The organism is Kribbella sp. C-35, from assembly GCF_046549195.1.
Lineage (GTDB): Bacteria > Actinomycetota > Actinomycetes > Propionibacteriales > Kribbellaceae > Kribbella.
In genome coordinates this window covers 637,538-657,724 of sequence record NZ_JAJPWG010000001.1, presented here as the reverse complement: position 1 = coordinate 657,724, position 20,187 = coordinate 637,538, and the positions used below count along the sequence as shown (strand labels likewise).

At 68.9% G+C, this 20,187-nt stretch carries 24 protein-coding genes and 1 tRNA gene; 16 read left to right on the top strand and 9 right to left on the bottom strand.

Annotated features, from left to right (window positions below; all coding sequences use genetic code 11):
* Window positions 1-30 precede the first annotated feature (30 nt).
* From pth to ACLJOO_RS03370, 4 genes are read left to right on the top strand one after another with little or no spacing between them, the layout of a single operon-like run.
* Complete coding sequence (gene pth, locus ACLJOO_RS03385) at window positions 31-606, top strand: aminoacyl-tRNA hydrolase (protein ID WP_410785303.1); 576 nt, start codon at window positions 31-33, stop codon at window positions 604-606.
* A complete protein-coding gene (mfd, locus tag ACLJOO_RS03380; RefSeq protein WP_410785302.1) occupies window positions 603-4,232 on the top strand; it encodes a transcription-repair coupling factor in 3,630 nt (1,209 codons plus the stop codon). Before pth ends, mfd begins: the two co-directional genes overlap by 4 nt.
* Before the next feature lie 28 nt (window positions 4,233-4,260).
* Window positions 4,261-4,884, top strand: a complete 624-nt coding sequence (locus ACLJOO_RS03375; RefSeq protein WP_410785301.1) for a hypothetical protein — start codon at window positions 4,261-4,263, stop codon at window positions 4,882-4,884.
* Window positions 4,885-4,897: 13 nt separating this feature from the next.
* A complete protein-coding gene (locus tag ACLJOO_RS03370) occupies window positions 4,898-5,905 on the top strand; it encodes a MazG family protein (RefSeq protein ID WP_410785300.1) in 1,008 nt (335 codons plus the stop codon).
* A 1-nt stretch (window position 5,906) separates the two neighbouring features.
* On the opposite strand, the gene ACLJOO_RS03365 is transcribed toward ACLJOO_RS03370, so the two are convergent.
* The 4 genes from ACLJOO_RS03365 to ACLJOO_RS03350 are packed head-to-tail and all read right to left on the bottom strand — an operon-like array spanning window position 5,907 to window position 7,369.
* The gene (locus ACLJOO_RS03365) at window positions 5,907-6,338 is read right to left on the bottom strand and encodes a type II toxin-antitoxin system VapC family toxin (RefSeq protein ID WP_410785299.1); all 432 of its coding nucleotides are present in this window, start codon (window positions 6,336-6,338) and stop codon (window positions 5,907-5,909) included.
* The gene (locus tag ACLJOO_RS03360) at window positions 6,335-6,568 is read right to left on the bottom strand and encodes a hypothetical protein (RefSeq protein WP_410785298.1); all 234 of its coding nucleotides are present in this window, start codon (window positions 6,566-6,568) and stop codon (window positions 6,335-6,337) included. The genes ACLJOO_RS03365 and ACLJOO_RS03360 overlap by 4 nt, the downstream gene beginning before the upstream one ends.
* 52 nt (window positions 6,569-6,620) lie before the next feature.
* Complete coding sequence (locus ACLJOO_RS03355; protein ID WP_410785297.1) at window positions 6,621-6,911, bottom strand: transcriptional regulator; 291 nt, start codon at window positions 6,909-6,911, stop codon at window positions 6,621-6,623.
* Window positions 6,908-7,369: a hypothetical protein gene (locus tag ACLJOO_RS03350; RefSeq protein ID WP_410785296.1), complete on the bottom strand. Its 462-nt coding sequence runs from the start codon at window positions 7,367-7,369 to the stop codon at window positions 6,908-6,910. Before ACLJOO_RS03350 ends, ACLJOO_RS03355 begins: the two co-directional genes overlap by 4 nt.
* Window positions 7,370-7,568: 199 nt before the next feature.
* On the opposite strand from ACLJOO_RS03350, the gene ACLJOO_RS03345 reads away from it, so the two are divergent.
* Window positions 7,569-8,402 (top strand): phosphotransferase enzyme family protein, encoded by an 834-nt coding sequence (locus ACLJOO_RS03345; RefSeq protein ID WP_410785295.1) that lies wholly within the window; start codon window positions 7,569-7,571, stop codon window positions 8,400-8,402.
* Here the strand turns inward: ACLJOO_RS03345 and ACLJOO_RS03340 are convergent.
* The gene (locus ACLJOO_RS03340; protein WP_410785294.1) at window positions 8,370-8,834 is read right to left on the bottom strand and encodes a hypothetical protein; all 465 of its coding nucleotides are present in this window, start codon (window positions 8,832-8,834) and stop codon (window positions 8,370-8,372) included. The genes ACLJOO_RS03345 and ACLJOO_RS03340 overlap by 33 nt on opposite strands.
* Before the next feature lie 70 nt (window positions 8,835-8,904).
* Between ACLJOO_RS03340 and ACLJOO_RS03335 the strand changes: the two genes are divergently transcribed.
* From ACLJOO_RS03335 to ACLJOO_RS03310, 6 genes are read left to right on the top strand one after another with little or no spacing between them, the layout of a single operon-like run.
* Complete coding sequence (locus tag ACLJOO_RS03335) at window positions 8,905-9,747, top strand: LysR substrate-binding domain-containing protein (protein WP_410785293.1); 843 nt, start codon at window positions 8,905-8,907, stop codon at window positions 9,745-9,747.
* Window positions 9,744-10,268: an RNA 2'-phosphotransferase gene (locus ACLJOO_RS03330; protein WP_410785292.1), complete on the top strand. Its 525-nt coding sequence runs from the start codon at window positions 9,744-9,746 to the stop codon at window positions 10,266-10,268. Before ACLJOO_RS03335 ends, ACLJOO_RS03330 begins: the two co-directional genes overlap by 4 nt.
* A gap of 60 nt (window positions 10,269-10,328) precedes the next feature.
* The gene (gene eno / locus ACLJOO_RS03325) at window positions 10,329-11,609 is read left to right on the top strand and encodes a phosphopyruvate hydratase (protein WP_410785291.1); all 1,281 of its coding nucleotides are present in this window, start codon (window positions 10,329-10,331) and stop codon (window positions 11,607-11,609) included.
* Window positions 11,610-11,628: 19 nt separating this feature from the next.
* Window positions 11,629-12,237: an FtsB family cell division protein gene (locus tag ACLJOO_RS03320; protein ID WP_410785290.1), complete on the top strand. Its 609-nt coding sequence runs from the start codon at window positions 11,629-11,631 to the stop codon at window positions 12,235-12,237.
* Window positions 12,234-12,716, top strand: coding sequence for a DUF501 domain-containing protein (locus ACLJOO_RS03315; RefSeq protein ID WP_410785289.1), 483 nt, complete (start codon window positions 12,234-12,236; stop codon window positions 12,714-12,716). The genes ACLJOO_RS03320 and ACLJOO_RS03315 overlap by 4 nt, the downstream gene beginning before the upstream one ends.
* The gene (locus ACLJOO_RS03310; protein ID WP_410785288.1) at window positions 12,709-13,641 is read left to right on the top strand and encodes an exopolyphosphatase; all 933 of its coding nucleotides are present in this window, start codon (window positions 12,709-12,711) and stop codon (window positions 13,639-13,641) included. Before ACLJOO_RS03315 ends, ACLJOO_RS03310 begins: the two co-directional genes overlap by 8 nt.
* On the opposite strand, the gene ACLJOO_RS03305 is transcribed toward ACLJOO_RS03310, so the two are convergent.
* Window positions 13,638-14,213 carry a TetR/AcrR family transcriptional regulator gene (locus ACLJOO_RS03305; protein ID WP_410785287.1) on the bottom strand — a complete coding sequence of 192 codons (576 nt, stop codon included), beginning with the start codon at window positions 14,211-14,213 and terminating at the stop codon, window positions 13,638-13,640. The genes ACLJOO_RS03310 and ACLJOO_RS03305 overlap by 4 nt on opposite strands.
* 130 nt (window positions 14,214-14,343) lie before the next feature.
* Between ACLJOO_RS03305 and ACLJOO_RS03300 the strand changes: the two genes are divergently transcribed.
* The 5 genes from ACLJOO_RS03300 to ACLJOO_RS03280 all read left to right on the top strand — a co-directional run bounded on the left by ACLJOO_RS03300 (window position 14,344) and on the right by ACLJOO_RS03280 (window position 18,983).
* On the top strand, window positions 14,344-15,771 hold the full coding sequence (locus ACLJOO_RS03300; protein WP_410785286.1) for an MFS transporter: 1,428 nt from the start codon (window positions 14,344-14,346) through the stop codon (window positions 15,769-15,771).
* A 75-nt stretch (window positions 15,772-15,846) separates the two neighbouring features.
* Window positions 15,847-16,680 carry a uracil-DNA glycosylase gene (locus ACLJOO_RS03295; RefSeq protein ID WP_410785285.1) on the top strand — a complete coding sequence of 278 codons (834 nt, stop codon included), beginning with the start codon at window positions 15,847-15,849 and terminating at the stop codon, window positions 16,678-16,680.
* 141 nt (window positions 16,681-16,821) lie between these two features.
* Complete coding sequence (locus ACLJOO_RS03290; RefSeq protein ID WP_410785284.1) at window positions 16,822-17,499, top strand: hypothetical protein; 678 nt, start codon at window positions 16,822-16,824, stop codon at window positions 17,497-17,499.
* Window positions 17,496-18,200 carry a DnaJ domain-containing protein gene (locus ACLJOO_RS03285; RefSeq protein WP_410785282.1) on the top strand — a complete coding sequence of 235 codons (705 nt, stop codon included), beginning with the start codon at window positions 17,496-17,498 and terminating at the stop codon, window positions 18,198-18,200. The genes ACLJOO_RS03290 and ACLJOO_RS03285 overlap by 4 nt, the downstream gene beginning before the upstream one ends.
* Before the next feature lie 600 nt (window positions 18,201-18,800).
* On the top strand, window positions 18,801-18,983 hold the full coding sequence (locus ACLJOO_RS03280) for a hypothetical protein (RefSeq protein WP_410785280.1): 183 nt from the start codon (window positions 18,801-18,803) through the stop codon (window positions 18,981-18,983).
* 17 nt (window positions 18,984-19,000) lie between these two features.
* On the opposite strand, the gene ACLJOO_RS03275 is transcribed toward ACLJOO_RS03280, so the two are convergent.
* The 3 genes from ACLJOO_RS03275 to ACLJOO_RS03265 form a co-directional block, all read right to left on the bottom strand.
* Window positions 19,001-19,083: transfer RNA gene (locus ACLJOO_RS03275), tRNA-Leu, on the bottom strand.
* Between the two features lie 19 nt (window positions 19,084-19,102).
* Entirely contained in the window at window positions 19,103-19,645 is a 543-nt protein-coding gene (def, locus tag ACLJOO_RS03270; RefSeq protein ID WP_410785278.1) for a peptide deformylase, read from the bottom strand.
* On the bottom strand, window positions 19,642-20,148 hold the full coding sequence (locus tag ACLJOO_RS03265; protein WP_410785277.1) for a glycine cleavage system protein R: 507 nt from the start codon (window positions 20,146-20,148) through the stop codon (window positions 19,642-19,644). Before ACLJOO_RS03265 ends, def begins: the two co-directional genes overlap by 4 nt.
* Window positions 20,149-20,187 lie beyond the last annotated feature (39 nt).

The following is a 20,187-nucleotide window of genomic DNA, read 5'->3' as shown; positions in this document are numbered from 1 at the left end:
CACCAGATATCTTCGGGAGGGCCGGGATCCGTGGCGGACGACGTGTGGTTGGTCGTCGGACTGGGGAATCCCGGACCTTCGTATGCCCGCACCCGGCACAACATCGGGCACCTGGTCGCCGACGAGCTGGCGGCCCGGACCGGTGCGAAGTGGAAGCAGAGCAAGCAGGTCAAGTCCGAGGTGATCGAGACCCGGATCAGCGGCCTGCGGACGGTGCTGGCCAAGCCCCGCTCGTACATGAACGAGTCCGGCGGACCGGTGTCCGGGTTGCTGAAGTTCTTCAAGCTGGACCCGGCCAACCTGGTCGTGGTGCACGACGAGCTGGACATCGACTTCGGGGTCCTGCGGTGCAAGTTCGGCGGCGGCGACAACGGCCACAACGGGCTGAAATCGCTGCGCAAATCGCTTGGCACCGGTGAGTACTATCGAGTTCGGTTCGGTGTGGGTCGTCCGCCGGGCCGGCAGGCACCCGCCGACTTCGTCCTGAACGAGTTCTCCTCGACCGAACGCAAGGACCTTCCGTTCGCCGTCGACCGGACCGCGGACGCCGTCGAATCCCTGCTCACCGACGGCTTAGAGGCAACCCAAGGGAAGTACAACTCGTGAAGCTCAGCGGTCTGGTCGACACCCTGATCACCGATCCGGTGGTGGCCGAGGCCGTTCGTGACGCCCGCGGCGACAGTGTCACGACCCTCGACCTGAGCGCGCCGAAGCCGGTGCGCCCGGTCCTGCTCGCCGCGCTGGCCGCGGCCCAGAACGGCGCCGCCCGCCCGGTGCTCGCCGTCACCGCCACCTTCCGCGAGGCCGAGGAGCTCACCGAGGCCCTCCAGTGCCTCGTCGAGGAGCCCGGCACCGTCGCCTACTACCCGGCCTGGGAGACGCTCCCGCACGAGCGCCTGTCGCCCCGCTCCGACACGGTCGGCCGGCGTCTCGCCGTACTGCGTCGTCTTGTGCATCCGGATCCGTCCGACGAGACGACCGGTCCGATCCGGATCCTGGTCGCGCCGGTGCGGTCCGTGCTGCAGCCGCAGGTCGCCGGACTCGCGGACCTGCGGCCGGTGCAGCTGCACGTCGGCGACACGGTCGAGCTCGAGGACGTCGTCGAGCGGCTCGCCGGCGCGGCGTACCACCGGGTGGACCTGGTCGAGCGGCGCGGCGAGTTCGCGGTCCGCGGCGGCATCATCGACGTCTTCCCGCCGACCGAGGAGCACCCGCTGCGGGTGGACTTCTTCGGCGACGACGTCGAGGAGATCAGGTACTTCGCGGTTGCCGACCAGCGCTCCTTGGAGATCGCCGAGCACGGTCTGTGGGCCCCTCCGTGCCGCGAGCTGCTGCTGACCGACGAGGTCCGCGCGCGGGCCGCCGTACTGGCGAAGGAACACCCCGAGCTGGCCGAGCTGTTCGAGAAGCTCGCCGAAGGGCACGCCGTCGAGGGCATGGAGTCGCTGGCGCCGGTGCTCGTCGACGACATGGAACTGCTGGTCGACCTGATGCCGGCCGGTACGCACGTGGTCGTGAGCGACCCCGAGCGGGTTCGCGCGCGGGCGCACGACCTGGTGGCGACCAGTCAGGAGTTCCTGGAGGCGTCCTGGGCCGCGGCCGCAGGTGGCGGCGAGGCCCCGATCGACTTGGGTGCGGCGGCGTACATGTCGCTCGGCGACGTCCGGTCGCAGGCCCTGGGCAGGGGCCTGGCCTGGTGGAGCCTGTCGCCGTTCGCGGCGGCGCCGACCGACGAGCCCGAGCTGCGGGATTCGATGGGAGCGCGGGTCGCGTTCGACATCGACACCGAGGCCGGTGCGGTCACCAGCAAGATCCTCGCCGTCCACGAGGTCGACCCGTACCGTGGCGAGACCGCGGCGGCGGCCGAGGACATCCGCGGCTGGCTGCGCGACGGCTGGCGGATCGTCTGTGTCACCGAAGGCCACGGTCCCGCTCAGCGCCTGGCCGAGGTGTTCTCCGAGGCCGAGCTGCCGGCCCGGGTGGTCGAAGGCATTGAGGAGATCCCCGAGCCCGGCGTCGTACTGATCTCACAGGGTCAGCTCGAACAGGGTTTCATTGCCGACGGCATCAAGTTCGCGGTGCTCACCGAGAACGACCTGGCCGGCCAGCGGTCGGCGGCCGAACGCCGTTCCCAGCAACGGATGCCGTCGCGCCGCAAGAAGACGATCGACCCGCTCGAGCTGCAGCCCGGCGACTTCGTCGTCCACGAGCAGCACGGCGTCGGCCGGTACGTCGAGATGATGCAGCGGACCGTCGGCACCGGGTCCCAGAAGGCCACCCGCGAGTACGTCGTGATCGAGTTCGCGCCGAGCAAGCGTGGGCAACCGGGCGACCGGCTGTACGTGCCGACCGACCAGCTCGACCAGGTCACCCGGTACGTCGGCGGCGAGCAGCCGACCCTGGACAAGATGGGCGGCGGCGACTGGGCCAAGCGCAAGGGCCGCGCCCGCAAGGCGGTCCGGCAGATCGCCGGCGAGCTGATCAAGCTGTACGCCGCGCGCCAGGCGACCAAGGGCCACGCGTTCGCCAAGGACACCCCGTGGCAGCGGGAGCTGGAGGACGCGTTCCCGTTCGTGGAGACGCCGGACCAGCTCGCCACGATCGACGACGTGAAGCACGACATGGAACGTGTCATGCCGATGGACCGGATCGTCTGCGGCGATGTCGGCTACGGCAAGACGGAGATCGCCGTACGGGCGGCCTTCAAGGCGGTGCAGGACGGCAAGCAGGTCGCCGTACTCGTGCCGACGACACTCCTGGTGCAGCAGCACTACGCGACCTTCGCCGAGCGGTACGCAGCCTTCCCGGTCAATGTCGCCCCGCTGTCGCGGTTCCAGACCGACAAGGAGGCCAAGGCGACGATCGACGGCCTGGCCGACGGGTCGGTCGACGTGGTGATCGGGACGCACCGGCTGTTCAGCGGCGAGGTGGCGTTCAAGGACCTCGGCCTGGTGATCGTCGACGAGGAGCAGCGGTTCGGCGTCGAGCACAAGGAGCAGCTGAAGCGGCTGCGGACCGCGGTCGACGTACTCACGATGTCCGCGACCCCGATCCCGCGGACGCTGGAGATGTCGATCACCGGCATCCGCGAGATGTCCACGATCGCCACCCCGCCGGAGGAGCGGCACCCGGTGCTGACCTTCGTCGGCGCGTACGACGAAGGTCAGGTGACCGCCGCGATCCGGCGCGAACTGCTCCGCGAGGGCCAGGTCTTCGTCGTCCACAACCGGGTGAACACGATCGAGAAGGCGGCCGCCCGGATCCGCCAGCTGGTGCCCGAGGCGCGGGTGTCGGTCGCGCACGGCCAGATGAACGAGCACACGCTGGAGAACGTGATCCAGGGCTTCTGGGAGAAGCAGTCCGACGTGATCGTGTGTACGACGATCGTCGAGTCCGGCATCGACATCTCGAACGCGAACACGATGATCGTCGAGCGCTCCGACCTGCTCGGCCTGTCCCAGCTGCACCAGCTCCGCGGCCGGGTCGGTCGTGGCCGGGAGCGTGCGTACGCGTACTTCTTCTTCCCGCCGGAGAAGCCGCTCACCGAGACGGCGCACGACCGGCTGGCGACGATCGCCCAGCACGCCGACCTCGGCGGCGGTATGGCGGTCGCGATGAAGGACCTGGAGATCCGCGGCGCCGGCAACCTGCTCGGCGGCGAGCAGTCCGGGCACATCGCGGACGTCGGTTTCGACCTGTACGTCCGGCTCGTCGGCGAGGCGGTCGCGGAGTACCGCGGCGACACCCAGGCCGAGGAGCCCGAGGTCAAGATCGAGCTGCCGATCGACGCGCACCTGCCGCACGACTACATCCCGTCCCAGCGGTTGCGCCTGGAGATGTACCAGCGGCTGGCCGCCGTCCGGGATGCCGACGGCATCGCTGAACTGGTCGAGGAGTTGCACGACCGGTACGGCGACATTCCGCAGCCGGTGCTGAACCTGATCGAGGTGGCGAAGTTCCGCAACCACGCCCGCCGGGCGGGGCTGCACGACGTCACCCTGCAGGGCAACCTGATCCGGTTCGGGCCGGTCGAACTGCCCGACTCGAAGGTGCTCCGGCTGAACAGGCTGTACCCGAAGAGTCTGGTGAAGCCGCAACTGCATACCATTCTGGTGCCGAGACCTGCCACCAGGCCGGTCGGCGGTCAGCCGCTCCGCGACCAGGAGCTGCTGCAATGGTGCACCCGGTTGATCGACGACGTGATCGCCGAACCTATTGTGGTTCCGGCGTGAAACTGACAGGGATTTGCGAGGAGATTCGGTGAGCACACGGCTTCGGGCTCTCGGTGTGGTGCTGGCGACGGTGCTGCTGACCGGCGGTTGTGCGGCGGGAACCCACCCCGGCGCGGCAGCGATGATCGGTGACACCGAGATCAGCATCGGCGACGTCGACAAGACCTCGCGCGCCGTCGGCGCGGCGCTCGGTGAGTCCTACCCCGACCAGGCCGCGCTCAACGGGATGGTCAGCAACGAGCTGGCGGCGCAGGTCGGGAAGCAGAAGGCGATCCAGGTCAGCGACGCGGAGATCGCCGACGCGGCCAAGAACGCCGTGGCGCCGAGCGCCGAGGCGTACCAGAAGCTGCAGGCCGATCCGGCGTCCCGCGCCTTCCTCGACAAGCTCGCCGCGGCGCTGATCGTCTCGATCAAGCTCGCCGGCGGTAAGGGCATCCACGACACGGACGGTCAGCAGAAGGCGCAGGAAGGCCTGCAGGCGCTGAACGCCGCCGCGAAGGACATCAAGGTCACGGTCGCGCCGCGCTTCGGCCAGTGGAGCGACGGCCGGCTCGACACCGCGGTCTCCGGGTCGCTGTCCAAGGAGTCCGACCAGACCGCCGCCAAGCGCAAGGCAGCCGAGGACGCCGCCCAGCAGCAGGGCCAGGGCTGAGACAGCCGAGCCGGTGACCGACGTACGTGAGGGCTCCGGCCGCATCACTGTCCTGCTGACCAGCCCACGGGTGGCGCCGGGCCTGCTGACACGTGCGGCCTGGCAGTCCCTGACCGACGCCGACGAGATCGGCGCCGCGTCGGGCGGCGACGGTCACGTGCTGCGCTCCGACGTACAGGCCGTGGTCGGGTCCGGGCTTGCTGTCACGCAGGTCGAGGGCGGCATCGGCGAGCACTGGAGCTGGTTGTCGTCCGCCGCCGAGGCCGGCCGCGATGTCGCGTGGCTCGTCGGCGACGACGGGGAGCCGGGCCTGCTGCGGGTCGTCGCCGACCAGGTGGCGCGTGACCCGCGACCGGCGTACGACGTGGAGATCCAGCACGGCTCGTACGACGTACCCGGGGCCAGGCTGATCGACCTGGTCCGGGTGATGGACCGGATCCGGCGCGACTGCCCGTGGACGCAGCAGGAGACGCACGAGAGCCTGGCGAAGTACCTGCTTGAAGAGACGTACGAGACCCTCGAGGCGCTCGACACCGGCGATCGCAGCCATCTCCGTGAGGAGCTGGGCGACCTTCTCCTTCAGGTCGCGCTGAACTCGCGGATCGCCGAGGAGGACCCGGACGAAGGCTTCACGATCGACGACGTGGCCGGCGGCATCGTCGAGAAGCTGATTCGCCGCCATCCGCACGTCTTCGGCACCGTCGACGCCACTGATGTAGCGGCCGTCGAGGCCAATTGGGAAGCCATCAAGGCCACCGAGAAGCGGCGCTCCTCGGTCCTCGAAGGCATCCCGCTCGCCCTGCCCGCCCTCGCCCTGGCCGACAAGGTCCTGAGCCGGGCCGCGAAGGTACTCCCCGCCGAACTCCCGCCCGCCGGCGACACGGACCTCGACCGAATCGGCCACCAACTCCTGGCCATCGTCCGCGAGTCCCGCACCCTAGGCATCGACGCCGAACAAGCCCTCCGCACCGCCATCCGGCAACTCAGCACCGAAATCCGCGACGCCGAAACCAACAGCTAGATCAGAAACGGTCTGCCGCTACCGCTGCGACGCGGTGCTCGTCGCCGACCAGTGCCTTCAGATCGCCTGCGTCCGACGTCGCGATCACTACAGGTCCCGCCTCGCCCAAGGCGGTGGCCACCAAGATGGCGTCAACAGCCTGCCCGGAACCGAGCCGGGCTGCTCCGATCAACTGACCTGCGCGTTCGCCGAGAGCTCGGCTGACGGGCTCGACGACGATCCCGCTGAGCACCCGGTAGACGGCTGCATCGCGACGGCCGCCGCGAAGGGCCTCGGCCAGGATCGCCGCCGACGTGACGACGCGGCGGCCGTCGGCGTGCGCGGCACACAGCCTGACGTACATCGCCCGGTCGGTCGCGGCCCGGGACAGACCTTCGTTGTCGAGGACGAGCGATCCCTGGGGCGCCGAAGGGACGCGCTTCCGCGGGCTCACCGCTCGGGCCACTCAGCGCGGGCGCGAGCGAGTTCATCGTCGGTCACCGGCCCGTGCACCTCGGCCAGCTCGGCCAGGAGATCACCGAGCCGGTCGTGCTCCAGTTGCCGGACCAAGGCCTGGGTCACATAGGCAGACACATTCCCGCGCCCGGCCCGCGACCGCAGCTCATCGGCCAGGTCGGTCGGGATGGTCACACTCAGCTTGTCCGTATGTGCGGGCTCACCCATAGGCCAATCCTACCGCTGGTGGGATTCGCGACGGAATGGGTTTCGCAGGCGACTACTTCGGGCCGTCCAGGAGGGTGCGGAGGGCGTCGCGGTGGGTGGTGTAGGCGTGTTCGCCGGCTTTGGTCATTCGGTAGGTGGTGGTGGCGCCTCGGCCGTGGCCGGTCTTTGTGGTGGTGACGTAGCCGGCGTTCTCCAGGGCGGACATGTGCTTCGAGAGGTCGGAGTCGGTGACCTCCAGGTAGTCCTTCAGGAAGCGGAACGTCACCGTGGTGGCGTTCGCCAGTACTGCCATCGCGGCCAGGCGTTTCGGTGCGTGGATGACCGGATCGAGTCCGTCGATCATGCGAGACGTTCCCGTACCTGCGCCGCGATGACCGCGTACCGGCGCTCGTAGTACCAGAGGCCTACGGTCACCAGGACGAACGCGGTCGGCGCGGCCGCCGGTACGCCGACCAGCCACCAGACCACCGCGACGATCACCACGAACACCCCGACGGCCACGAAGTACCACTTCCAGAGCCGCCCGATCTCCCGCGGCGGCCGCCCGCGCCCCGGAAACGGCATCGCTCCGTGCCGCCGCTGCATCCAGGTGATGAACGCGACCTCCAGCCCGATCAGCACCGCCAGCGCCGTGAAGAACAGCGCGCTGTTGTCCCGCCACCAGCCGAACGCCCCGACCAACGCAGCCGCCCAGAGCCCGACGACCGGCGGATACCACCACGGGGTCGCCGGATAACTCACATACGGCGCCGCCTCGGCCCGCTCGATGATCCGCAGCTGCTCTTCCGCATCACTTTCCATACCGGAAAGCTAACAGATAACTTTCCACTTCGGCAAGTAGACGTCGGTGTACCTAAAGACAGGAGGTGTCGGGTGGTTGGGTAGTGCACCTGAGCGTAGGTGTCGCTCCGCGTACGGTGTCTCGGTGGTGCACTACCTGTTCTTAAGTACGCCAGAAAATCGGCTGCTTGGGGTGATGGGTGGCTGAGAAGGTGGGTGGGTGGATGTTGCCGAGGTACTGCGGGAGCGCTGGGATCTGAAGCCGTTGGAGCTGGAAGTGCTGACCGGCGGGATGAACTCGGCGGCTTGGCTGGCCTCCGCGGGGGAGTGGCGGGTTGTCGTCAAGGCGGTGGGGTCGGGTGACACGGCGTTCGAGCCCGGTCTGGAGTTGGCGGCCCGGCTCGACGACGCCGGCATCTGCACCGGTCGTCCGCGGGTCGGTAAGCACGGTCGCGTCGTCGAGCGCGTCGACGGGCGGCAGGTTGCCGTGCTCGAGTACGTCGACGGCGTTGAGTTGGGGCCCGCGGATCAGGCGGCGATCGGGGATCTGTTGGGACGCGTGCACTCGGCCGCTGCGCTCGAGGCCGGTGAGCTGACCGAGTGGCTGCAGTTCCTGCTGCCGTTCGAGGATTCTCTGGACCTCGAGCCGTGGATCCGCCCGGCGGTCGAAGGTGCAGTCGCCGACGCGGTCGCGCTCGGGCCGGTGTCCTGGGCCTGGTTGCATGGAGATCCAGCCGCGGAAGCGTTCCGACGGCAGGCTGACGGCGAGGTCGCCCTCATCGATTGGGGCAGCGCGATGCAGGGCCCGATCCTGTACGACGTCGCATCCGCCGTCATGTACAACGGCGCCCCGGTGGTCCAGGCGTACCTGCGCCAACGACCCGACCTGACCGACGAACTCCAGCGCGGCCTACCCACCTTCCAGCGAGTGCGCTACGCCGTCCAGGCCGGCTACTTCGCCTGGCGAATCACCAACAACATCCTGACCGGCATCACCACCCCAGCCGAAAACCTCAAGGGCCTAACCGACGCTCGCAATTCGTTCGGCCTGTAGATCACGCCGTACGGCGACCTCGGTCGTATCCCAGTCCTTGAAGAGGTAGCGATACGGCACCACCGGCGTGATCGCGGTGATCACATCTGCCTTGTCGTCGACGAAGTGCGTGATGCCGAGGTCCGCGCAGTGGATCGCCTTCTCCGGCCGCCGAAGGCAGAAGCGCACGTTCCCCGCTGGAATCCCGGTCCGCTCGAAGAAGCGGTGATGACGCAACCATTCCAGCGACCGCTCCTGCACCCGCGGCCCGCACTTCGACACCAGCCACGCCTCCCCGAACAACGGCATCAACCGCGCGATCGCCTCGAAAGCGCCCGGTACGGCGGGAGTTCGCAGCATGGCCGCGGTGTCGCCGGAGAAGAACGACGTGTCGCCCGCACCGGACCCTCCGGCGATGATCACGCGTCCGATATCGATTCCCAATCTGTTCATACCTCCATCGTCGACACGACCGGCAATCCATCAGAACTAGTTCTTATCGACATAGCTATAGTTTCTGGTGATGGAGCTGGTGGCGGAGGATCTGCAGGCGTTCGCGGTGTTCGCGGGGCATCGCAACTTCACGCGTGCGGCCGAGCAGCTGCATGTCAGTCAGCCCGCTCTCCATACCCGGATCCGCAAGCTGGAAGCCCGCCTCGGCACGCAGCTTTACGTCAAGCACGGACGACAGCTGCACCTGACCGACGCGGGCGAGCGCCTGGCTGCGTTCGCCAACGACACCCGCGACCGCACGTCCGACTTCCTCCGCACGCTGGCTGCCGCCCCGCCGCGACCGCTCGTGCTGATCGCCGGCTCCGGTTCGTACCTGTACCTGCTGGCCGACCCACTCCGCCGCTACCTGACCCGCGGTCGCGAACTCCGCCTGCTCACCGGCGACGCCACCGAGACCCTGACAGCCGTCCGTGGAGGTACGGCGGACGTCGGCGTGACCGCACTGGGCATCCCACCCGACGACCTCGACTGCGAACTCCTCGCGCAGTTCCCGCAAACACTCATCGTGCGCAGCGATCACCGCCTGGCGGGGCGTCGTACCGTCCGATTGAAGGATCTGCAGGACGAGGCGCTCGTCGTACCGCCGAAGGATCGTCCGCACCGGCAGCAGTTGGAGCGGAGCATGCTCGACCAGGGCCTGCGGTGGTCCGTCGCGGTGGAGGCGGAAGGGTGGGAACTGCTGGTCCACTTCGTGCGTCTCGGTATTGGGCCGGCGGTCGTCAACGGTTCGGTCCGGACGACGAGCGCCGTACGGAAGATCCCGGTCAAGGATCTGCCGCCGGTGCGGTACTACGTCGTCAAGCGACCGGGCCGCGACGACCGGGTGGACGGGCTGAGGAGGGCGCTGACATGAGCCGCGACAGCAGGGCGGTCTCCAGACTGCTGCGCCATACGGCGGGTGAACGCGGCCTCACGATGAGTGCGGACGGGTGGGCGCCGATCACCGACGTACTGCGGGTTCTCGGGCTGACCCGCGAGCGGTTGGACGTCGCGGTGCGGGAGAACGACAAGCAGCGGCTGCAGGTCGACGGAGAGCGGATCCGGGCGTGTCAGGGGCATTCCCTCCAGGGGATGCCCGTGACGCGTGAAGCGTTGGAGAACAGTTGGGAACGCTTCTACCCCGAGGATCTGCTGTGGCACGGGACGAATCGGGTGGCGCTGCTCGCGATTCAACGGGAAGGTTTGCACGCGGGACGGCGTACGCACGTCCATCTGGCGCCGGCGAAGGACAGTCACGTGGGGCGCCGGACCGCCGTAGAAGTCTTGCTGGGTGTGGATTGCGCGGATTTGGCGGTCTATCGGGCGCCCAACGGAGTGTTACTGACGCGCGAGGTACCCGCTGATGCGATCGTTAGGGTCGACGCGGTCCACTGAGCTCGGTGGTCTGGGGACTAGGCTCAGCAGCGATTCGTCATCGAGAACTTGGGAGTCAATGTGGCCACCATCGAGGCCGTCGGCGCGCGCGAGATCCTCGACTCGCGCGGCAACCCCACTGTCGAGGTCGAGGTTCTGCTCGACGACGACACCATCGCCCGCGCGGCCGTCCCGTCTGGTGCCTCCACCGGCCAGTTCGAGGCCGTGGAGCTGCGTGACGGCGACAAGGACCGGTACGGCGGCAAGGGCGTGCAGAAGGCCGTCACCGCGATCCTCGAGGACATCGACAAGGAGATCGTCGGGTACGACGTCCACGAGCAGCGCCTGATCGACCACGCGCTCCTCGACCTGGACGGCACTCCGAACAAGGCCAAGCTGGGCGCGAACGCGATCCTCGGCGTCAGCCTCGCGGTCGCGAAGGCGGCGGCGGAGAGCTCCGGCCTGCCGCTGTTCCGGTACGTCGGCGGCCCGAACGCGCACGTCCTGCCGGTGCCGATGATGAACATCCTCAACGGCGGCGCGCACGCGGACAGCAACGTCGACGTCCAGGAGTTCATGATCGCCCCGATCGGCGCGGCGACGTACGCCGAGGCCGTCATGCAGGGCGCGGGCGTCTACCACGCGCTGAAGGCGGTGCTGAAGGAGCGCGGCCTGTCCACCGGTCTCGGTGACGAGGGCGGCTTCGCGCCGAACCTGGACAGCAACCGGGCCGCCCTGGACCTGATCGCGGTCGCGGTCGAGAAGGCCGGCCTGCAGCTCGGCAAGGACATCGCGCTGGCGATGGACGTGGCCGCGAGCGAGTTCTTCACCGACGGCGTGTACGCGTTCGAGGGCGGCAAGAAGTCGGCCGACGAGATGATCGCCTACTACGCCGACCTGGTGGCGTCGTACCCGATCGTGTCGATCGAGGACCCGCTGAACGAGGAGGACTGGGACGGCTGGAAGGCCATCACCGGCGAGCTCGGCGGCAAGATCCAGCTGGTCGGCGACGACCTGTTCGTCACCAACGTCGAGCGGCTGCAGCGCGGTATCGACGAGAAGTCGGCGAACAGCCTGCTGGTGAAGGTGAACCAGATCGGCTCGCTGACCGAGACCCTGGACGCCGTCGACCTGGCGCACCGCAGCGGCTTCACCTGCATGATGAGCCACCGTTCCGGCGAGACCGAGGACACCACGATCGCCGACCTCGCGGTGGCGACCAACTGCGGCCAGATCAAGTCCGGCGCCCCGGCCCGGTCCGACCGCACCGCCAAGTACAACCAGTTGCTCCGGATCGAGGAGGAGCTCGACGACGCGGCGACGTACGCCGGTCGCTCGGCCTTCCCGCGCTTCCAGGGCTGACGTTTTCGGAGGTTCAGGTATGCCGTCCCGTCGGGATTCCGGTGCACGCCCTGGCTCGCGTCCGTCGAGCCGGACCCAGTCGCGTCCACCGGCCCGGCGGGGCGACCAGCCGAAACGGCGTACGACGGGAACCCAGACGGACCCGGCGCGGACCCGCGGGTCCCGCAACCTGACCGGGCGGGCGGCCGTCGTACTGCTGGTGCTGGGCGCGCTGATCGTGTCCTACGCGCAGAGCCTGCGGGTCTGGTTCGACCAGCACCAGCAGGTCAGCGCGCTGCAGCAGGAGATCCGCGACCGGGAGAAGCGGGTCGCGGAGCTGAACGACGAGATCACCCGCTGGGACGACGACGCGTACGTGAAGGCGCAGGCGCGGCAGCGGCTCGGCTGGGTGATGCCCGGTGAGGTCGGGTACCGCGTGATCGGCGCGGACGGGAAGCCACTGGGCGCCCCGCCGGAGCCGTCGGCGCCGGCGGACGGTACGACGGACACGCAGAAACCGACCTGGTACACGAAGCTGTGGGGGAGTGTCGAAGGCGCGGGTACGCCGCCGGCGCCGGCCGCGACGCCGACCCCCGCCAAACCCGCCCCGAAGACGATCCTCACGCCGTCACCTAAGGTGACCGGGTGAGCGTCAGCCCTTCGGACCAAGAAGCAGTCAGCAAGCAGCTCGGCCGGACGGCCCGCGGCATCCGGTCGATCGCGCACCGCTGCAGCTGCGGCCTCCCCGACGTGGTCGAGACCGAGCCGCGACTGCCGGACGGTACGCCGTTTCCCACGACGTACTACGTGACGTGTCCGCGGCTCGCGTCCGCGATCGGCACGCTCGAGGCCTCTGGTCTGATGAAGGAAATGACCGACCGCCTGGCGGATGACGAGGACCTGGCTGCCCGGTATCGCGCCGCGCACGAGTCGTACCTCGAGCACCGCGAGTCCATCGAACACGTCGAGGAGATCGCCGGCATCACCGCCGGCGGCATGCCGAACCGTGTCAAGTGCCTCCACGTCCTGGCAGGCCACTCACTGGCAGCAGGCCCCGGCGTCAACCCACTAGGCGACGAGACGCTGGAAGCCCTGGAAGACTGGGGCCGCAGAGGTCCGTGTGTCTGAAGGCCGGGTGCCTGAGGGTACGACGCGGGTTGCCGCGGTCGACTGCGGAACCAACTCGATTCGGCTGCTGATCGCGGATCTTGTCGACGGTCGGCTCGTCGAGGTCGATCGCCGGATGACGATCGTCCGCCTGGGGCAGGGCGTGGATGCCACCGGCGCGTTCGCCCCGGAGGCTCTGGATCGCGTATTCGCAGCTGCCGAGGACTACGCAACTGCCATCCATTCCAGGGGCACTCGCAGGATCCGCTTCGTCGCGACCTCAGCCGCCCGCGATGTCAGCAACCGCGACGCGTTCGCGGCGGGTATCGAGCAGCGCCTCGGCGTACGTCCGGAAATCATCTCCGGCGCCGAGGAAGCCGAGCTGAGCTTCCGCGGCGCCACCACCTCGCTCGACCTGCCGGCGCCGTACCTCGTGGCCGACATCGGCGGCGGCTCCACCGAGCTGGTCCTCGGCGACGCAACCGGTGTCGTCGCGGCCGAATCCCTCGACATCGGCTCCGTCCGCCTCACCGAACGCCACGTCACCACCGACCCCACGTCCGCAACAGAACTAGCGGCGATCGCCAAGGACATCGACGCCCTACTGGACGCCACCACGGTCCCGCTCACAGAGGCCCGCGCGTTCATCGGAGTCGCCGGCACTTGCACCACCGTCGCCGCGGTGGCGCTGAACCTCGCCGAGTACGACCGCACCGCCGTCCACCACGCCCGCCTCACCACCGACCAGCTGCGCTCCGCCACGACCTGGCTGACAACCACCACCCGCGCAGAACGCTCCGCCGTACCGTCGATCCACCCCGGCCGAGTAGACGTGATCGGAGCCGGCGCCCTCATCCTCCAACGCCTCTACGACCGCCTACCCGTCACCGAACTGACAGTCTCCGAACACGACATCCTCGACGGGGTCGCACTCTCCCTCGGCTAGTGCGCGCGGACGCCGTCGAGGGCGATGGTGAGGACTCGGTCGCGTTGGGCCTGGTCGACGAAGCCGGCGGCGGTGAGGCCGCTGACCATGCGGAGCAGGTCGTCGAAGGAGACGTCCTTGCGTGCCTCGCCCGCGGCCTGGGCGCGTTCGAACAGCGGCGTACCGGCGGCGTACATCGCCGCACGGGCCGCCTTGAAGCTCTCGGTCTCCCGGTTCAGCGACTCCCAGATCGCGCGCTTCGTCGCGGCGTACCCGACGAAGCGGTGCAGCCACGTGGTCAGTGCCTCCCACGGCGGCAGGCCGGCCGCCTCCTCCGCCGCGATGCAGAGCTCCTCGATCTCGCCGAAGTAGACCGCGTTGAGCAGGTCCTGACGGTGCGGGAAGTTTCGGTACAGCGTGCCGATCCCGACGCCGGCCTGGCGCGCGATGTCCTCCAGCGACGCGTCGACCCCCTTGCTCGCGAACGCATCCCGGGCGGCGCCGAGCAGGGCGTCGAAGTTCCGCCGCGCGTCCGCCCGCTGCGGCCGCCGTACGTCGACCCGCAACGCGGGCCTGCTCTCACCGGTCACCATTCGCTCACCTTAGCCAGTTGATAGCGGAGGCCATCCTCCGCTATAGTGGAGGCATACCTCGACTTTACCAGGCCGAGAATCCCGCGCCCCACGTTCTGGCGCGTTCACACTCCTTTCGAAGGACTTCTGCATGCCTGTCATCAGGTCTGGAAACCCCCGCGTGACCCTGGCGGTCCTCGCCACGGTCGTCGCCTCCTTCTCTATGTTGCAGTCGCTGGTCACCCCGGCGCTGCCCGTCATCCAGCACGACCTGCACACCACCCCCGGCACGGTCACCTGGGTGTTCACCGCACTCCTGCTCTCCGTGTCCGTCGCGACCCCGCTGCTCGGCCGGATCGGCGACATGGTCGGCAAGGAGCGCACGCTGTTCATCGCGCTGGCCGCCCTGGCCGTCGGCTGCCTGATCGCCGCGATCGCGCCGAACATCGGCGTACTGATCGCCGCCCGCATCTTCCAGGGTGTCGGCGGAGCCGTGTTCCCGTTGGCGTTCGGGATCATCCGGGACGAGTTCCCGGCCGAGCGCGTGCCGTCCGTGGTCGGCGTGGTGTCGGCCATCATCGCGGCCGGCGGCGGCCTGGGGATCGTGCTGGCCGGCCCGATCGTGGAGTGGCTCGGCTGGCGTTGGCTGTTCTGGATCCCGATGGCGGTCGTCGCGGTGTCGACGGTGATGGTACGGCGCTACGTCCCGGAGTCCCCGAACCGTGTCCCCGGCCGGATCGACTGGCTGGCCGCCGCGTTCCTGTCCGGCTGGCTGATCGCGCTGCTGCTCCCGCTGAGCACGGGCCGGTCCTGGGGCTGGGGCTCGTTGCGTACGACGGGACTCTTCGGGCTGGCCGTCGTACTGTTCGCGGGCTGGATCACGGTCGAACTGCGGTCGCGGAACCCGCTGATCGACATGCGGATGATGCGCCGCCCGGCGGTGTGGACGACGAACCTCGTAGCGCTGCTGTTCGGGGCGGCGATGTTCGCGGTGTACGCGTTCGTCCCGCAGTTCCTGCAGATCCCGACGGCTGCCGGGTTCGGCTTCGGTGCGAGCGTCACGAAGGCCGGGCTGCTGATGCTGCCGATGCTGGTGACGATGGCGGTCGTCGGGTCGTTGAGCGGCCCGCTCGCGCCGCGGTTCGGCGCCAAGGCGCAGGTCGTTTCCGGGTCGGCGTTGAGCCTGGTCGCGGGGCTGATGTTCGCCGAGTTCCACGACGCGCAGTGGCAGGTGGCGCTCTCGACGGCCCTGTTCGGTGTCGGGCTCGGCCTCGCCTACGCGGCCATGACCAGCCTGATCGTGCAGAACGTTCCGCGCGAACAGACCGGCGCGGCCACCGGCATGAACGCCAACATCCGCACCATCGGCGGCTCCATCGGCACCGCCCTCGCGAGTTCGATCATCACGGGCCACATCCAGCCCTCAGGACTCCCCGCGGAGGCCGGCTTCACGGACACCTTCCTCCTCCTGTCCGCCTTCGCCGCCGCAGCCGTCGTACTCGCGCTGGCCATCCCGAGCGCACGCCGTACGTCGGCATCTCCCATCACCCAACCGTCCGAGGAGCAGCTCGCCGCCTGACCCGTCGGGGTTGGGGAGGATCTTGTGCCGAATCGGGCAGCAAATCCTCCCCAACCTCCCGTTTAGGCTGGGTGGGTGAAGCTTCCGCATCCGTTGACCGGGGAGATGTTCGAGAGTCCGGTGCCGCCCGGGGCCGGGTGGCCGGAGGATCCGGCGGTACGGCGTACTCCGGTGGCGCGGGATGCGGGCGAGGTGGTCGAACTTGCGGCGACCGGTGCGCTGGGGGAGCTGGAAGCGCGGGTATCCGTCTGCAAGGCCTGTCCGCGGCTCGTCGAATGGCGGGAAGACGTTGCTGTCGGCAAGCGAAAGTCCTTCGCGGATCAGCCGTACTGGGGACGGCCGATCCCGGGCTGGGGTGCCGCCGAGCCGCGGATCCTGATCGTCGGGCTGGCGCCGGCGGCGAACGGCGGGAACCGGACCGGGCGCGTGTTCACCGGCGACCGCTCCGGCGACTGGCTGTTCGCGAGCCTGCACCGCGTCGGCCTCGCCAACCAGCCCACCAGCGAGCACGCCGGCGACGGTCTGCACCTGGTCGACACGCGGATGATCGCCGCCGTCCGCTGCGCCCCGCCCGCCAACAAACCGACCCCGGAGGAGCGCGACACCTGCGCTCCTTGGTACCGCCGCGAGCTCGAACTCACCCTCCCCAGCACCAGGTCGATCGTCTGCCTCGGCAAGTTCGCGTACGACGCTCTGTTCGCAGCGCTGATCGCGCTCGGAGCCGACGTACCCCGGCCGCGCCCAAAGTTCGGCCACGCGGTCGAGTACCGGATCCCGACGCCGTACGGCGAGGTCACCGTCCTCGGCTGTTTCCACCCCAGCCAGCAGAACACGTTCACCGGCAAGCTCACCGAGCAGATGCTCGACGCCGTACTCACCCGCGCGAAGAACTTGTCCACAGGCCCGTGAAACGAGAGTTGACCTGGGCGGGCGACCTGATGGAAGCTGCCGACATGCATGCCGCCCCACGCCGCTGCCCATATGACTCGTGACAACCTGCCCGAGCAGTCTCGGGGACGTCCGGCCGCGCAGCGGCCCGCAAGTGGTGGCGTGGAGCGTGCACCTGCCGCGCCGTCGATGCCTGCCGCACACGAGGCCGCGCCGTTGGGGTTCGTCCCCAGCCCCGACCGGTTCCACTGGTGGGGCGAGCTCCACGACGACGTGAAGGCGTACCTCGAGCGCAAGGTAGGACCGGCCATCGAGTGGTGGGCCGACCTGCACGAGCGTGAGCGCGACCGGCCGTACGCCGTCGTACTGGGGCCGAACGGGCTCGCGGTGACGACACCGCGGGTCAACAAGCAGGGTCAGAAGACGCAGAGCGTGCGGATCGATCCGTTCGTACCGTCGAGCATCAAGCACGCCGTCGTACAGCAACAGGCGACGAAGCCGCGCGGCGGTCTGCGTTCGCTCGTGTCGCGCGGCCGAGACGAGCAGTCGCAGCCGTCGGTCCCGCCGCAACTGAACCTCACGCAGGAGATGCGCGGTGTCCTCGGCAACCTGCCGCTGGAGGCGCAGCAACGCCTGCAGACACCGTTCCTCGGGTCGCAAGCCATCACGCACTACCGGTCGTACTACTACGGGAACGACGAAGAGCTCGACCTGTGGTGCTACCTCGCGGGCGACAGGACCGTCACGTTCGCAACCGGGCACCGCACATTGCCCAACGGTGTGGATCCGCAGTACGCCTCCTGGCGTCTGACCTGCTACCAGGCGGACGTCGCTCGATGAGTTCCAGCCGGGACTTCCGGGACCTGGACGGAGCCGATCCCTGGAAGCTGCTCGGGGTCGGCCGGGAGGCCGGCGCCGACGAGATCAAGCGCAGCTACCGCCGCCTGTCGCGGAGCCACCACACCGACGTCGGCGGCGACTCCACACAGCAGGTCAAGCTCAACCGCGCCTACGAGATCCTGACCGACCCGATCCGCCGCGCCGACTACGCCCTCCTGCTGCACCGCAAGGAACGCCCCCAGGACTTCGTCCGCCCCACGCCCCAAGCCGATCCCGAACCCGACGAGCCGGCAGCGGACCCCTTCGCCTGGTCTTCCGGCCCCGCCCCCACCTCGACCCCACCGCGCCAGGACAGGTACAAGGCGCCGCCGTACGAGCAGCCATATCAGGACCCGTACACCGAGTCGCCGTACGCCGATCCGCCCTACCGCGATTCGTACACCGCACCGCCCTACCGCGACTCCTACACAGCCCCGACCTACCAGACGCAGCGCCGCGGCGGCGTGAACGGGCAGGCGGTCGCCGCGCTCCTCACCGCGGCGTTCTGCGCGCCGCTCTCGATCTATCTGGCGGTCACAGCACTCCGGACCATCCAGGTGACCGGCCAGCGCGGCAAGACGGTCGCCTGGCTCGCACTCCTCGGCAACGTCGTCTTCGTCGTGTTCGCCGTCATCGGCGGCATCCGCTCCGCCACCGGCTGACCGGCGCCCGGGCCGGGATGCGGACCGGTCGGACCGTTCGATGCCGGTGGCCGTACCTAGCGGGGAGTGCACACTTGCGATCGCGCTCTACAGTGCCGCGGTTTCCCACGACGATGACGTGGCGTTGCTGTACTTCGACGGCGGGCAGGATCTGTCGCTCCTGAGCTGGGAGACTTCGGGCCCCGGCAGCCGCTGCTGAGCCCGGAGCGGTACCCAGGCTTCGCCGGTATGACGTTCGCCGAGTTCAACCCCGACCACGGCGAACCGGACGGCACGACGGCCCACGTCCTCGCCAAGTCCTTGGCCGACGTCCTACAACCATTGGCGAACTCGTAGCTTCGACCGGCACGCTCTGATCCTGCAGGGGCCTCACTCTTGACAGGTGCCCATGCCCCGAGTAACGCGTACAGAGAGGCCGCGCCAGTATGTGGCGGCCATGACCCAGGGGGGTTCATCATGCTCCGACGACTACACCGCATCGCAGCCCTTGGTGCTGCGGGCACCCTCATGGCCACTGGACTTGTGGCGCTCAGCGCTACTTCAGCGGTTGCCGGCACACCCACAGAGACAGGGTGTCCCTCCGGCTCTCTCCTGCTGTCTGTGAGTGACCTCATCGACCAGGGGTACGACCCTGATTTCTGGCACGCCATAGACGCCAACGCCGACGGCCTCGCCTGCGGCCATCCCGTCTCCGCTCCGGTACAGAACCGCATCTGCGGAGTCCCCTGCCACGTCCCGATCATCTACCGCGCCGGCGACAACCAACTGACCCCACAACACTGACCCGCAACGACCAGCTGTGCCCGGGACGGGATTCGAACCCGTATGCCTGTTAGGGCCGCGAGGTTTAAGCTCGCTGCGTCTGCCGTTCCGCCACCCGGGCTCGGTGACGAGGGTACTCGTTACTGGTAGGTCTTTCGGGGGTACACGGCGTGGGCACCGGCTACCCGGTCCAGGAACAGCTTGCCGTTGCAGTGGTCGATCTCGTGCTGGAGGGCGCGGGCTTCGAACGCGTCGGTGGTGATCGTGACCTCGTCCGTCGTACCGGGGAGGACGCCGGTGACTGTCAGCCGGGTCGCGCGTTTGACGTCGCCGGTGAAGTCCGGCACCGACATGCACCCTTCGCGAGCCTTCTCGTTGCGCGAGGCCTCGACGACGACCGCGTTGCACAGTACGAAGACGCCGTGACAGGCACGCGTTTTCGGGTGATCGGTCACGTCGAGCGAGAACATCTGCGCCGCCACGCCTACCTGCGGCGCCGCGAGACCGACGCATCCAGGGGAGACCCGCATGGTCGCCACGAGGTCGGCGGCGAGCTGGATCATCTCCGGGTCGAGCGGGTCGACCTGTGCGCTCTCCGTCGCGAGCACCGGGTGCGGCGCACGGACGACCTCCAGAACAGCACCCTGGACATCCAGACGTGCAGGGGACCAGTCAGTGATCACAGTTCGTCGCTCTCGGCCGGGCGCAGTGTGACGCCCACCCCGAGCTCCTCCGCGGTGATCTCGAGCGCCCGGTCGAGCATCTCGAGCTCCGCCGACGGCGGCAGCTCGACCTCGGCGGTCAGCACGTACAGCCCGCCGCTCAGTCGCGTCGCCAGGTCCGTGATCGTGCCTCCGGCGGCCGCGATCATCCGTGTCACGGCCGCCACGATCCCCGGCCGGTCCGCGCCGTGGACGCTCAGCATGTACGGCGCCCCGATCGGCGCGTGCTCGTGCTCGGGGCCCATCTTGCGGACGGTGATGACCAGTTCGCCGCGCAGCGGTTCGAGCGCCGACTTCACCTGGTCGAACGGTCCGGCGCAGACGATCATCATCGCGAAGTGGCCGCGCAGCAGCGTCATGGTCGAGTCCTCGAGGTTGACCCCGGTACCGACCAGGGCCTCGGTGACGTCGGCGATGATCCCCGGGCGGTCCGGGCCGATGACGGTGACAGCGAGCTGACTCATGCCCGGCAACCTACCTCCGACCTAAGTACCCGATCGCAC